Annotated in this window: 14 protein-coding genes; 12 read left to right on the forward strand and 2 right to left on the reverse strand. The window is 67.2% G+C overall.

Features of this window, described 5'->3' with window-relative positions:
- The first annotated feature begins 3 nt into the window (after nt 1–3).
- Genes dhaL through dhaK form a run of 6 tightly spaced genes read left to right on the forward strand, consistent with a single transcriptional unit; the run spans nt 4 to nt 4,382 of the window.
- On the forward strand, nt 4–615 hold the full coding sequence (gene dhaL, locus QW887_RS01510; RefSeq protein WP_316194090.1) for a dihydroxyacetone kinase subunit DhaL: 612 nt from the start codon (nt 4–6) through the stop codon (nt 613–615).
- A complete protein-coding gene (gene dhaM, locus QW887_RS01515) occupies nt 612–1,010 on the forward strand; it encodes a dihydroxyacetone kinase phosphoryl donor subunit DhaM (protein ID WP_284416623.1) in 399 nt (132 codons plus the stop codon). The genes dhaL and dhaM overlap by 4 nt, the downstream gene beginning before the upstream one ends.
- A 12-nt stretch (nt 1,011–1,022) precedes the next feature.
- Complete coding sequence (locus QW887_RS01520) at nt 1,023–1,325, forward strand: HPr family phosphocarrier protein (RefSeq protein WP_316194091.1); 303 nt, start codon at nt 1,023–1,025, stop codon at nt 1,323–1,325.
- Between the two features lie 2 nt (nt 1,326–1,327).
- Nucleotides 1,328–2,947 carry a phosphoenolpyruvate--protein phosphotransferase gene (ptsP, locus tag QW887_RS01525; RefSeq protein WP_316194092.1) on the forward strand — a complete coding sequence of 540 codons (1,620 nt, stop codon included), beginning with the start codon at nt 1,328–1,330 and terminating at the stop codon, nt 2,945–2,947.
- Nucleotides 2,944–3,396, forward strand: coding sequence for a hypothetical protein (locus QW887_RS01530; protein ID WP_315712557.1), 453 nt, complete (start codon nt 2,944–2,946; stop codon nt 3,394–3,396). The genes ptsP and QW887_RS01530 overlap by 4 nt, the downstream gene beginning before the upstream one ends.
- On the forward strand, nt 3,393–4,382 hold the full coding sequence (gene dhaK / locus QW887_RS01535) for a dihydroxyacetone kinase subunit DhaK (protein WP_315712556.1): 990 nt from the start codon (nt 3,393–3,395) through the stop codon (nt 4,380–4,382). The genes QW887_RS01530 and dhaK overlap by 4 nt, the downstream gene beginning before the upstream one ends.
- 12 nt (nt 4,383–4,394) lie before the next feature.
- On the opposite strand, the gene QW887_RS01540 is transcribed toward dhaK, so the two are convergent.
- Nucleotides 4,395–5,171, reverse strand: a complete 777-nt coding sequence (locus QW887_RS01540) for a GntR family transcriptional regulator (protein WP_316194093.1) — start codon at nt 5,169–5,171, stop codon at nt 4,395–4,397.
- A gap of 66 nt (nt 5,172–5,237) precedes the next feature.
- Between QW887_RS01540 and QW887_RS01545 the strand changes: the two genes are divergently transcribed.
- The 6 genes from QW887_RS01545 to QW887_RS01570 are packed head-to-tail and all read left to right on the forward strand — an operon-like array spanning nt 5,238 to nt 12,697.
- Nucleotides 5,238–6,557 carry a M20 family metallopeptidase gene (locus tag QW887_RS01545; RefSeq protein ID WP_316173882.1) on the forward strand — a complete coding sequence of 440 codons (1,320 nt, stop codon included), beginning with the start codon at nt 5,238–5,240 and terminating at the stop codon, nt 6,555–6,557.
- On the forward strand, nt 6,557–8,107 hold the full coding sequence (locus tag QW887_RS01550) for an ABC transporter substrate-binding protein (RefSeq protein ID WP_315712551.1): 1,551 nt from the start codon (nt 6,557–6,559) through the stop codon (nt 8,105–8,107). Before QW887_RS01545 ends, QW887_RS01550 begins: the two co-directional genes overlap by 1 nt.
- 16 nt (nt 8,108–8,123) lie before the next feature.
- The gene (locus tag QW887_RS01555) at nt 8,124–9,071 is read left to right on the forward strand and encodes an ABC transporter permease (RefSeq protein WP_315712550.1); all 948 of its coding nucleotides are present in this window, start codon (nt 8,124–8,126) and stop codon (nt 9,069–9,071) included.
- Entirely contained in the window at nt 9,064–9,894 is an 831-nt protein-coding gene (locus tag QW887_RS01560) for an ABC transporter permease (RefSeq protein WP_316194094.1), read from the forward strand. Before QW887_RS01555 ends, QW887_RS01560 begins: the two co-directional genes overlap by 8 nt.
- Nucleotides 9,891–11,465, forward strand: coding sequence for an ABC transporter ATP-binding protein (gene nikE / locus QW887_RS01565; protein ID WP_316194095.1), 1,575 nt, complete (start codon nt 9,891–9,893; stop codon nt 11,463–11,465). The genes QW887_RS01560 and nikE overlap by 4 nt, the downstream gene beginning before the upstream one ends.
- 17 nt (nt 11,466–11,482) lie before the next feature.
- Nucleotides 11,483–12,697 (forward strand): M20 family metallopeptidase, encoded by a 1,215-nt coding sequence (locus QW887_RS01570; RefSeq protein ID WP_315827452.1) that lies wholly within the window; start codon nt 11,483–11,485, stop codon nt 12,695–12,697.
- Nucleotides 12,698–12,705: 8 nt separating this feature from the next.
- On the opposite strand, the gene QW887_RS01575 is transcribed toward QW887_RS01570, so the two are convergent.
- Nucleotides 12,706–13,062 (reverse strand): carboxymuconolactone decarboxylase family protein, encoded by a 357-nt coding sequence (locus QW887_RS01575; RefSeq protein ID WP_315712545.1) that lies wholly within the window; start codon nt 13,060–13,062, stop codon nt 12,706–12,708.

Raw genomic sequence — 13,062 nt, forward strand, 5'->3', positions numbered from 1 at the left:
ACAATGGACCAGGCGTTCAAGCGCAAGGTGATCGTGGCGATGGCCGATGCCATCATCGCCCATGCGGAGGAGCTGACCGCGCTCGACTCGGCGATCGGCGACGGCGATCACGGCCTCAACATGAAGCGCGGCTTCGAGGCCGTGCTCGCCGATGTGGACAATATCTCCGCCAAGCCTCTTCCCGAGGCGTTGAAGGCGGTCGGCATGGCGCTGGTGATGAAGGTCGGCGGTGCGTCCGGTCCGCTCTATGGCACGCTGGCGATGGGACTTGGCAAGGCGCTGCCATCAGAGCCCTCTGCCGCCGAAGCGGCGGCGGCGCTCGGTCGCGCCATCGCGGACGTCAGAGCGCGTGGCAAGTCGGAAGCCGGTCAGAAGACCATGCTCGACGTCTTGATCCCGGTGCAGGCAGCTTTTGCGGCCGGTGGCGACGATCTCAGTTCCCGGCTGCCCGCAATCGCCGCCGAGGCCGCCGACGCGACGGTGCCGATGCTGGCGATCCGCGGCCGTGCTTCGTTTCTCGGCGAGCGCTCGATCGGGCACATGGATCCCGGCGCGCGCTCGTCCAGCCTGCTGGTGCAGGCGATCTGCGGCGTATTCAATGAGGCCTGGGCATGAGTGAGCAGAAGAATGTCGGCATCGTCATCGTGTCGCATTCCGCCAAGGTGGCGGAAGGCGCGGCCGACATGGTCCGGCAGATGGTCGGCGACAGCGTGCCGCTCGCGGCGGTCGGCGGCAATGCCGATGGCGGGCTCGGCACCGATGTCGGCGCCATCATGGGCGCGATCGACAAGGCATGGTCGGAGTCGGGCGTTGCGATCCTGGTCGATCTCGGCGGCGCCGAGACCAACAGCGAGATGGCGGTGGAGATGATGCCGGAGGAGCGGCGCGAGCGCATCGTGATCTGCAACGCGCCGCTGGTCGAGGGCGCCGTGATGGCGGCGACGGAAGCTTCCGGCGGCTCGCCGCTCGATGCGGTGCGCGCGACCGCCGAAGAGCTGATGGGCGGATGAGCAGGAACGATAATGGCTGACGGTGGAGAGATCGGCATGCAGGAAGCGAAGGCGCGTGCGCTGCTGACCAACGAGGTCGGGCTGCATGCGCGGCCCTCGGTCAAGCTGACCCAGCTCGCCAAGCGCTTTGCGTCGAGCATCGAAGTCGCGATCGCGGCCGACGGGCCCTGGACCGACGCCAAGAGCCCGGTGAAGATCATGCGCGTCAAGGCGGCCAAGGGTGAGACGCTGTTCCTGCGCGCCAACGGAACTGATGCCGAGGCGGCCATCGCGGCGCTTGTCGATCTGGTCGACCGCAAGTTCGACGAGGAGTGACGATGGAGCGGCGCATTTTCGGGCGTGGAGCGTCGGACGGGTTGGCCATCGGGCCCGCCGCGATCCTGCATGCGCTGGAGGGCGCCAGCCGGAGCAAAGGGGCGATCGCCGAGGAGCATGAAGCGCTCGCCACAGCGGTCGCACATGCACGTGAGGCCGTGGCCGAGCTGATCGACGGGCTCGAGGGAGACGCGGCCGAGCTGATCGGCTTTCAGCTCGCACTGCTCGAAGACGATGCGCTGACAGAAGCGGCTTACGTCCAGATCGAGGGCGGCGTCGCTGCGGATGCGGCCTGGCGCGCGACGATGGCGGAGGAGATCGCGGGATACGAGTCCGCTGAGGACGAGTATTTTCGTGCTCGCGCCAGCGACCTCGGCGACATCCGGGACCGCGTGCTGCGGCACTTGTTTGGCCTGCCGCAGAACGGCGAAGTGCCGAAAGGGGCGATCGTCGTCGCGCATGATCTGGCGCCATCGGCTTTTCTCGCCATCGACTGGACCAGCGGCGGCGGCATCGCGCTCGGCGAGGGCAGCCCGACCAGTCACGTCGCGATGCTGGCGCGCGGCCGGGGCGTGCCGATGGTGGTCGGGCTCGGTCACGATTGGGACAAGCTGACAGGGGATTTGCTGGTCGATGGCGGTCGCGGTGTCGTCATTGCCGATCCCAGTGCGCAGCGTATCGCCGCCGCCCGGGCGGAGGATGTGACCGCCTCGCGCCGCAAGGCGGATGCGATCGCGCGCCAGCACGAACCGGCACTGACGCGCGACGGCACCCGCGTCTCGGTGCTCGTCAACATCTCCGGCCCTGCCGACATGACGCTGCTTCCGGCCGCGGCCTGCGACGGCATCGGTCTGGCACGCACCGAGTTTCTCACCGGCAACCTGCTTCACGACGAAGAGGCGCAATATCGCGCCTATGCCGAGCTCGTGCGATGGGCCGAAGGCCGGCCGGTCACGATCCGCACGCTCGATGCCGGCGGCGACAAGCCGATTCCGGGCTACACGATCGATGGCGAGAGCAACCCGTTTCTCGGCCTTCGTGGCCTCCGTCTGTCCTTGCGTCACCCCGAGATCTTCCGCGTTCAATTGCGCGCGTTGGCCCGCGCCGCTGCGCTCGGACCGCTCAAGGTGATGCTGCCGATGGTGACCAATGCAGCGGAGCTGGACGTCGCGCGTCGCCATCTCCGCGCCGTGCTCGCCGAATTGGCCGCCGGCAACGTCGCGTTCGCCGCGCCGGCCTTCGGGATGATGGTCGAGGTGCCGGCTGCTGCGTTGGCAGCGCATGACTTCGCTGCGGACTTCTTCTCGATCGGCACCAATGACCTGACCCAATACGCGACCGCTGCTTCGCGTGACGGCGCCGAGGTCGCCGACTATGCCGACGTGCTGCATCCCGGGGTGTTGGCGATGATTGCCCATGTGGTGCGCGCTGGTCGCGCGCGGGGCGTGGACGTCTCGATCTGCGGCGACGCCGCCGGTGATGTCAGAGCCATGCCGGCGCTGCTTGAGCTCGGTGTGCGCGCGCTGTCGGTCGCGCCGGGCCTGCTGCCGCTGGTGAAGGCGGCGATCCGCGAGCTTGACCTCGCCAAGGGCACGGAAAAGACCGCGGAAGAGGGCGCATGAGTGACCAGGATGCATCGGGGGCCGCGAGTCCGCTCGCCGAATACAAGGCGATCCTGCGCGCGGTCATCGACAGCCGTCCCTCCGGTACACGGCAGCGGCTGGCGGAGGCGATCGGCAAGAATCGCAGCTTCATCTCGCAGATCGTCAATCCGGCCTATGCGACGCCGATCCCGCTGCAGCATCTCGAGACCATCTTCCACATCTGTCACTTCTCGCCGCATGAGCAGCAGGCTTTTCTGACCGCCTACCGCGCCGCCCATCCGGGCCGGCTGGACGAGGTCGAGGCGCAGCGGCCGATGCGGCGCCTCGTGGTCGAGCTGCCGGACTTCGGCGACCCCGCGCTCAACGCCCATGCCGACCGCATCATCACCGGCGTCGCGCGCGGCATCACCGCGCTGATCTCAGCCAACGAAAACAACGACGACGCCGAACCGGGAGGGAAGCCATGAAGAAGCTGATCAACGCCGTTTCCGACGTGCTGAGCGAGAGCCTGCAGGGTTTTGCCGCCGTGCATGGCGACATAGTCACGCTGGGCGAGGACAGCAAGTTCGTTCGCCGCAAGAGCCTCAAACCGGGCAAGGTCGCGCTGATCTCCGGCGGCGGCTCCGGCCATGAGCCGCTCCACGCCGGCTTCGTCGGGCCGGGCATGCTCGATGCCGCCTGTCCGGGCCAGGTTTTCACCTCGCCGACGCCTGACCAGATGCTCGCGGCCGCGCAGTCCGTGGACACCGGTGCGGGCGCGCTGTTCATCGTCAAGAACTACGAAGGCGACGTGATGAATTTCGCGATGGCCGCGGAGATGATGGAGGGCAAGGTCGCGACCGTCATTACCGACGACGACGTCGCGGTCGAGACCTCGACCTATTCGACCGGCCGCCGCGGCGTTGCCGGCACGCTGATCGTGGAGAAGATGCTGGGTGCTGCGGCCGAGCAGGGCCGCGATCTCGACGCGCTGAAGGCGCTTGGTAACGACGTCAACAGGCGCACCCGCTCGATGGGCGTGGCGCTGACCTCATGCACGGTGCCGGCCGCGGGCAAGCCGACCTTCACGCTCGGCGAGGACGAGATGGAGATGGGGGTCGGCATCCATGGCGAGCCCGGCAGGCGCCGGGTCAAGCTGGCGTCCGCGGACGCCATCGCCGAGGAGATGATGGGCGCGATCCTGGCCGATCTTGCAGCGAAGCCCGGGACTCCGTGCCTGCTGCTGGTCAACGGCTTCGGGGCCACGCCAGCGATGGAGTTGTACGTGATGGCCAATGCGGCGCGGCGCATCTTGGAAGGGCGCGGGCTCGCCATCGCGCGCGGGCTGGTCGGCTCCTACGTCACCTCGCTCGACATGGCCGGCTGCTCGCTCACCGTGACCGCGCTCGATGATGCGTCGCTGGGACTGTGGGACGCGCCGGTGCACACCGCGGCGCTGCGCTGGGGCTGCTGAAGCGATACGTGCTCAGCGGATCTCGTTCGAGTAGTAGTGTTGCGCCGTCGTGGCGCGGTGCTGGCTGAGGATCGCCAGCGCGCCGGTCTGGTCGTAGGCCTCCTCGTCGATCACCAGCACGGCGCTCGGAGAGGGCAGGCCGAGCAGCTTGCGGTCCTCCTTGGTGGCGACCTCCGCCGTCACCTTCTCGCGCACCGCGGCGATCCGGATGCCATAGGCCTCGAGCAGATGGCGGTAGATCAGGGCAGGGACCTTCTTCGGCTCGGCCGGAAATCCCGCCACGCGGCTCGCGACAATCGAGATCCGCGAATGCAGCACCGGCGCGCCAGCGACGCGGCGGATGCGATGAAGATGCAGCAGCGGCCCGCGCTCGGCCATCGCGAACAGCGCCGCTTCGTCTGGCTCGGCGGCGCGTGTCGTCACCGACAGCACCTCGGCCTCCGAGTGCAGCAGGCCGCCGTCCGCGCCGAGCAGGCGGAAGTACTGGAAGAAGAAGCTGAGCCCATGCTGCGACGCGCGGCCCGTCACCACCGTGCCGGTCTTGCGCCGGCGCATCAGCATGCCGCCCGCGGTGAGATCGGCCAGCGCGCGGCGGATGGTGCCGACGGCGACGCCATATTGATTGGCGAGCGCGACCTCGCCGGGCAGCACCGTCCCCGGCGGCATGTCGCCGATCAGGATCGCCTCGGCGATCTGGCGCTTGACATGCTCGTAGAGCGGCACCGGAAGCGCGCCTGGACCCGCCCCCACCCCGTCTGCCGCTTTGCTGGCCACAGCTGCCTTTTTCATGGAATTGACAAACGCCGCGTTGTGAATTTTATTTCTATATAGAATATAGGATAGAGCTGGCCGCAAATGATTTCTGAGGGCATTCCAGCGGACCGGGGCGCGCGCAGCCTGGCCAGCGCTTTTGCCGCGATCGACGCCATGGCCGAGACGGCGGTCGAGGACCTGCGGAAGATGGTGGCGGTCGACACCAGCTTTCCTCCGGGGGCCGGCTACGATGCATTTGCCGACGTGATGGAGCAGCTCGCTGCCCCGCTGGCACTGGATAGCGAGCGCGTGATCGTTCCGGAGGACCTATGGCGCGCACCGGGGGCGCGCGGATCGCGGACGAATCTGATCGCACGGCGCCGCGCCGGCAGACCGGTGCTCGGGCTCTATTTCCATGTGGACACGGTACCGGCGGCGCCCGGCTGGGCCACCGATCCGCTGCAGCTGAGCCGCGACGGTGACCGTCTGATCGGACTCGGCGCGGCCGACATGAAGGGATCGATTGCGGCGGCGCTGCTCGCACTCCGCGGCGCGCAGCAGACTGGATTGCCGCTGGCCTATGATCCGATGTTGCTGCTGTGCACGGACGAGGAGGCAGGGCTTTATCCCGGCGTGCGTTACCTTGCCGAGCAGGGCCGTCTCGAAGGGCATATTCTGAATTTCAACGGCAGTGCCATGCCGCGGATCTGGGCCGGCTGCTTCGGCCTGTTCACGCTCACGGTGCGGGTTCACGGCAAGGCAGCGCATGCCGGCGAGCAGCGCCGCGCCGGCGCCAACGCGATCGAGGCGGCGCTGCCGATCCTCAATGCGCTCGCGGCCCTCGAGCCGGTCATCGCGCAGCGGACGTCGGCGTTGCCGCCACCGCCGCAGGCGGCTGGACCGCTCGCCGCGAGCCTCGACATCTCAGCCATTCATGGCGGCCAATGCGGCGGACAGATCCCCTCGCTGGTCGAGATTCTCCTGTGCCGCCGATACACGCCCGAGGAGGACTTCGCCGCTGCACGCCGCGAGATCGAAGCGGCCGTCCGGCAGGCGGCCGGCACCCTCGACGTCGAGATCATCCTCACCGGCCATCTGATGCCGACATCCGATCCCGGCGGGCCGCATTGGTCGCGCTGGCAGCAGGCGCTGTCGGCCGGTTTCGGCTATGCCGCGGAAGACTTCGCTCGCTGGGGGGCGGCCGGCTGCTCCGATTTCGGCTGGGTGCAGCAGGCCACGGGCGTGCAGGAGGTGCTGCTCACGGGCCTCGGCAGGCCCGATAGCCGCATTCATGCGCCGGGCGAATCCACGACGCTCGCCGACATCGTCGCATTGGCGAAATCGGTGCTCGCCTATCTCGCAGCCGAGTTCCGTCCCGAACTCTGTCCCGAAGCCATCACGCCTGAAAAGGACTTCGCCTGATGCCGTCCGTGACCCGTCGTCATTTCCTTGCCGGCTCCGCGCTCGTGCTTGGTGCTCTGCCGCAAGTCTCTCTCTCGGCCGAGGCGCCGAAGCGCGGCGGCGTGTTGCGGATCTCGGTCGACCAGGGCGCGGCGGTCATTCATCCGCTGCTCGCGCGTGTCAATCCGGAATACCTCATCACCGAGCTGCTCTATTCCAACTTGACCCGGTTGAAGCCGGACATGTCGGTCGAGCCGGACCTCGCCTTGTCGTGGCAGGCCGGCGCGGGGCTCACCGAGTGGACGTTCAGGCTGCGGCCCAATCTCAGCTTCCACGACGGCTCGCCGCTGACGGCGGAGGATGTCGTCGCGACCTTCAAGGCGATCCTCGATCCGAAGACCGCATCACCGGCGCGCACCAATGTCGGCCCGATCAAGGATGTCGCTGCCGTCGATGCGTCGACCGTGCGGTTCACGTTGTCGGTTGCCTTTGCCGATTTTCCGGTCGCGCTCGCCTACAACAATGCGCGCATCGTGCCTGCGAAAGTCGTTGCTGCCGATCTCGCCAGCCTCGCCACAAAGGCGAATGGTTCAGGGCCGTTCAAGCTCGTGTCCTATGAGCCGGACCGCAAGATCGTCGTCGAGCGCAACCCGGCGTATTACGATCCGGCGCGGCCTTTGCTCGATCGCGTCGAGATTCTCGTCTATCCCGACCGCACCGCCGAAGCATCGGCTCTGATTTCGGGCGACATCGATCTCATGTTGTCGACCACGCCCGGCGAATATGAGCGGCTCGGCAAGGCCAGCGGCGTCAAGGCGGTGCGGGTCCCCTCGGGGCAGTTTCTGAACGTCAACATGGGCTGCGATCAGAAGCCGTTCAACGACGTTCGCGTGCGCCAGGCGCTGGCGCTGACCATCGATCGCGAGGCCATGGCCGGCTTCGTGGCCGGCGGCTACGGCACGCCCGGCAACGACACGCCGCTGAGCCCCGCCTACCGGTTCTATCAGGACAGCAAGCTGAAGAAGCCCGACATCGCGAAAGCCAGGCAATTGCTCGCCGATGCCGGCTATCCCTCCGGCATCGACCTGACGATGGTGGCATCCGACAAACCGGACACGCGCACGCAGCTTGGCGTTGCGATCCGTGAGATGGCGGCACCGGCCGGCTTCCGCATCAACGTTCAGACGATGCCGCACGCGACCTATCTCGACCAGGTCTGGAAGAAGGGCAATTTCTACGTCGGATTCTACAACATGCAATCGACCGCCGACGCGATCTTCAAGCTGCTCTACACCTCGGATGCCGCCTGGAACGAGACACGCTGGAACAATGCGCGCTTCGACGAGATCGTCAATGCGGCGCGTAGCGAGACCGACGATGCCAATCGCGCCGCGCTCTATGCGCGGGCCCAGACGATGATGAGCGAGGAGGTGCCGTCGGTCATTCCGGTCTTCTTCGACATCCTGGCGGCGCAGCGCGCCTATGTGGAAGGATACCAGCTGCATCCGCGCGGATCGGTGTTCCGGCTCGATCTCGTCTCGCTCGGCGCAGGCGCGCCCAGGCGCAGCTGAGGCGGGGATCCGAGCGGTGTCATTCGCCTGGCTGCTGCGGCGGCTGCTCCTGATGGTCTATACGGTCGTCGTCGTCAGTGTGCTGGTGTTCGCCATCACACAGGCGCTGCCGGCTGACGCAGCGCAGACGCTGCTTGGCGAGAACGCTTCGCCGGAGGCGCTGGCCGCAATTCGCAGCCGGCTCGGGCTCGACGACCCGGTCTGGCTGCAATTCACGCATTGGGTCGCGCACGCGGCCATCGGCAATTTCGGTGTCTCCATGCGCACCGGCCTGCCGGTCGCGCCGGAGATGCTGACGGCGCTGTCGCGCTCGCTGCTGCTGGCAGCGGGCGCACTCGTCGTCACCCTCCTGATCGCGGTCCCGCTCGGAATCTTCGCGGCGCTCCGCAAGGGGCGGCCGGCGGATACGGCCACCAGCGTGGTCGCCTATCTCGGGGTCTCCCTGCCGGAGTTCGTCACGGCAACCGTGCTCGCGCTGCTGCTGACCGACATTCTGCCATGGCTGCCGGCGACCGGCTACGTGTCGCCGCTGGAGGATGCCGGGCCGGCGCTGCGCCATCTGATCCTTCCGGTCCTGACCGTCTCGGTCATTCTCGTCGCGCATGTGATGCGCATGATGCGTTCGGAGACGCTGGACGTGCTGCAGTCCGACTACGTCCGCGCGGCGCGGCTGAAAGGCCTGCCCGAGCGGACGGTGCTGGTGCGGCATGTGATGCGCAACGCGCTGCTGCCGGTCATCACCATCGTCGCGCTCGACGTCGGCTATCTCCTGGGCGGCATCATCGTCATCGAGGAGATTTTCGCCATTCCCGGCATCGGCCGGGCATTGATGATCGCCATCACCACCCGCGATCTGCCGTCGATCCAGGCCGGCGCGATGATCATGGCGGTCACCTATGCGATCACCAACACGCTGGCGGATGTCGTCTACGCGCTGCTCGACAGGCGGATCAGCTATGACTGAGCTGCTCGGCAGGATGATCCGCAAGCCGCAGGGGGCGATCAGCGTGATGCTGCTCGTTGCCCTCGCCATCGTCTGCATCCTCGGCCCGTGGCTCGCGCCCTATGGGCCGGAGAAGATGGATTTTCTCGGCCGTTTCCGCCCGCCGGGATGGCAGAACTGGCTGGGCGCCGATCAGTTCGGCCGCGACGTGCTGAGCCGGCTGCTGTCCGGCGCGCGCGCCACCGTTCCGATGGCGCTCGCGGCGACGCTCGCCGGCAGCGCGATGGGCGCCGTGATCGGCGTCGCATCGGCCTATCTCGGTGGCAAGGCCGACGAATTCATCATGCGCACCAACGATGCTGTGATGGCCATTCCCGGTCTCCTCATGGCGCTGCTGCTGGTCAGCACGCTCGGAAATGGGGCTGTCAACGCGGTGATCGCGATTGTCTTTGCGTTCGCGCCGGGCATGGCACGGGTCACGCGCTCCGTGGCGCTTGCTGTGCGCAGTCAGGACTACGTCAAGGCCGCCATCGCGCGCGGCGAAGCGGCATCGCAGATCATTTTCCGCGAGATGCTTCCGAACGTGATGGGCCCGATCATCATCGAGGCCACCATCCGGGTGTCATTTGCGGTGATGCTGTTCGCGACGCTCAGCTTCCTCGGCCTGGGTGCACAGCCGCCGGCATCGGAATGGGGCCTGATGGTGGCCGATGCGCGCCAATACATGCACCGGGCGCCATGGATCCTGATCGCGCCCTCGGCCGCGATCGCGCTGTCGGCGATCGCCTTCAATCTCGTCGGCGATGCCCTGCGCGACGCGCTGAATCCGCGGGACGATCGATGAAGCCGGCGCTCGCCATCACTGGTTACGGGCTGGACTACGTCACCCCGGCGGGCGCTGTCGAGGTGCTGCGTGACGTGTCGCTCGAGATCGCGCCCGGCGAGGTGCTCGGCCTCGTCGGCGAATCCGGCTCCGGTAAGAGCTCGCTGGCTTGGGCGTTGATGCGGCATCTGCCGGCCAATGCCCGCGAGGTCTCGGGCTCCCTGTGTCTGGGCGACCTCGACCTGCGGTCCCTCAGCCCGAAGCGACTGACCGCGGTCCGTGGCCGCCGCATCGGCATGGTGTTCCAGGATCCGTCGACCGCGCTCAATCCGACATTGACCATCGGCCGCCAGATCACCGAGGCGCTGATGCGTCATCGCGATCTGAATGCGTGGGCCGCCAGGAACCTCGCGATCGAATTGCTCGGCCATGTCGAGCTGCGCGACCCCGTGGCGGTGCTGCGGCGCTATCCGCACGAGATCTCCGGCGGCGAGAAGCAGCGGGTAGTCATCGCGACGGCCTTCGGGTGCCGGCCCGATGTCATCCTGTTCGATGAGCCTACGACGGCGCTCGACGTCATCACCGGTGCCCGCATCATCGAGCTGTTTGCGCGGTTGCGTGCGGAGACGGGCGTCGCTGCGCTCTACATCTCGCACGATCTCGCGATGATGACCCGGGTCGCCGATCGTGTCGCGGTGATCCGGCACGGCCGCATCGTCGAGCAGGTGCCCGCGTCTGACATCTTCAGGACGCCGCAGCACGCCTACACCAAGGCTCTCATCGCCGCCGTGCCGCGTCCGGAGCGGCGGCTCGTGAACGATCAGCCGGGCGCGGCCCTGGTGCTGGACGCACGCGGCATCGAAGTCCATTACGGCAGGGGCGGGCTGTTCCGTGCGGCTCCGCCACCGGCGACCAGGGCCGTCGATGTCCGCGTCCGTGCCGGCGAAATCGTCGGCCTCGTCGGTGAATCCGGCTCGGGAAAGTCATCCGTCGCTCGCGCCCTCACCGGGCTTGCCCGCTTCGACGGCACGATCAGCTTCGACGGCCGAACGTTGCGCAGGGCCGGTGATATGAACCGTGCCTATCGGCGCGATGTCCAAATCGTGTTCCAGCACCCGGATTCCTCGCTCAATCCGCGCCATCGGATCGGTGAGATCCTGTCGCGCCCCTTGAAGCTCTATGGCGGCGACGTCGCCGCCGTGCCGCGCCTGCTCGAACAGGTCCGGCTGCCGGCGTCGTATGCCATGCGCTGGCCGCACCAGCTCTCGGGTGGCGAGAAGCAGCGCGTCGCGATCGCGCGTGCTTTTGCGGCGCGGCCGCGCCTGGTGATCTGCGACGAGATCACGGCGCCGCTCGACGTCTCGGTCCAGGCCCAGATCATCGAGCTGCTGCTGGCTTTGCGCGCCGAGACGGGTGCGGCCTATCTCTTCATCACCCACGATCTCAACCTGATCAGGCAGATCGCGCACCGCATCGTCGTGATGCGCCACGGCCGGCTGGTCGACAGCCGTGCCGTCGATGCCTTCGGCGCAGACGACGTTCACCCTTACACCCGCGAGCTGATGGCGGCCTCGCCAGCGCCCGTTGGCTGACCGCAAGGATTGCCCCCATGGATCGCAACGACCTGCTCGCCCGCATCGACATTCCAGCTTCGCTCGCGCTGCTGTCGCGCATGGTTCAGCACAAGAGCTATTCGAAGACCGAGGGCGAGAAGCAGCTCGCGACCTTCATGGCTGAACAGATGAGCGCGATCGGCCTGGATGCCGCGGTCGCCCCGTTCGGGGCCGAGGGCCGTGTCAACGCGGTCGGCCGCTGGCACGGCACCGGCGGCGGCAAGAGCCTGCTCTTCAACGGCCATGTCGATACAAATCCAGTGACCGAGGGCTGGACCCTCGATCCCTGGGCGGGGAAGGTGGACGACGACTTCGTCTACGGAATCGGCGTGTCAAACATGAAGGCCGGCGACGCCGCTTATTTCTGCGCGGTCAAGACGCTGATCGAGGCCGGCGTCAGGCTGAGGGGTGATGTCGTTCTGACCTATGTGGTCGGCGAGCTGCAAGGCGGAGTCGGCACCTATTCGTTGTTGGAGCAGGGGCTGCGCGCGGACTATTTCATCAATTCCGAGCCGACCGACCTCAAGGCGATGACGATGCATGCCGCGGCATTCATGTTCATCATCGAGCTCGTCGGCAACACGCGGCATCTGTCGAAGCGCGAGGAGGCGGTGGACGCCATCACCGCCGCCTGCGATCTCATTCCGCGCCTCAATGCGATGCGGTTCTCCGGCGCGCGTTCGCCGGCACATGAGGCCATCAATCGCGTCCATGTCGGCGTCGTGCACGGCGCGCTCGGTCGTGAGTTGCACGAATGGCGGACGCCGCAGGTCGCGGATTTCGTCCGCATCAAGGGCTCCGGCCGTTACGCTCCTGGGCAGACCGAGCAGGGCGCGCTCGCGGACATGCGGCGCGAGCTCGATGCGCTGGAGGGGCGTTTTCCCGGCCTGAAGGCCCATCTGATGTCGGAGGACCGCGCCGGCGTGCCGACCATGCCGCCGTTCGAGGTCGCGCCGGACAGCCCGATCGTCCGTGCCGTCAACAATGCCTATCGTGTCGTGCGCGGCGCCGCCCAGCCGACAGGCCCGGTGACGCCGAGCTGCTTCTATGGCACCGATGCCGGCCATCTTTATACCTATGGCGGCATGGAGGGCATCGTCTGCGGACCGGGCGGCCGCTACAACACGATGCCGGACGAGCGCGTCGACATTCCCGACTATCTCGACATGATCCGCATCTACATGCTGGCCATTCTCGATATCTGCGGCTGAACCCGCGCTCAGGCGGCGGCTGCCTGTTGCTGGAATTGCTCGAACGCCGCAATCGCATCGGCGGCATACATCAACGACGGTCCGCCGCCCATGTAGATCGCCATGCCGAGCGTCTCCTCGACCTCCTGCCGGCTTGCACCGAGACGGACGAGCGCCTCCGCGTGAAAGCCGATGCAGCCGTCGCACCGAACGGCAACCCCGATCGCCAGCGCGATCAGCTCCTTGGTCTTCTTGTCGAGCGCGCCATCAGCGGCGGCGGCCCTCGCCAGTGCAGAGAAGCCCTGCATGACGTCCGGAATGTCCTTGCGCAGCGTCTTCAGGTTACCCGAGATGTCCTTGCAGATCTCGCTGTACAGCTTGGTCAT

It is taken from the genome of Bradyrhizobium sp. SZCCHNRI3052 (assembly GCF_032484895.1).
Classification (GTDB): domain Bacteria; phylum Pseudomonadota; class Alphaproteobacteria; order Rhizobiales; family Xanthobacteraceae; genus Bradyrhizobium.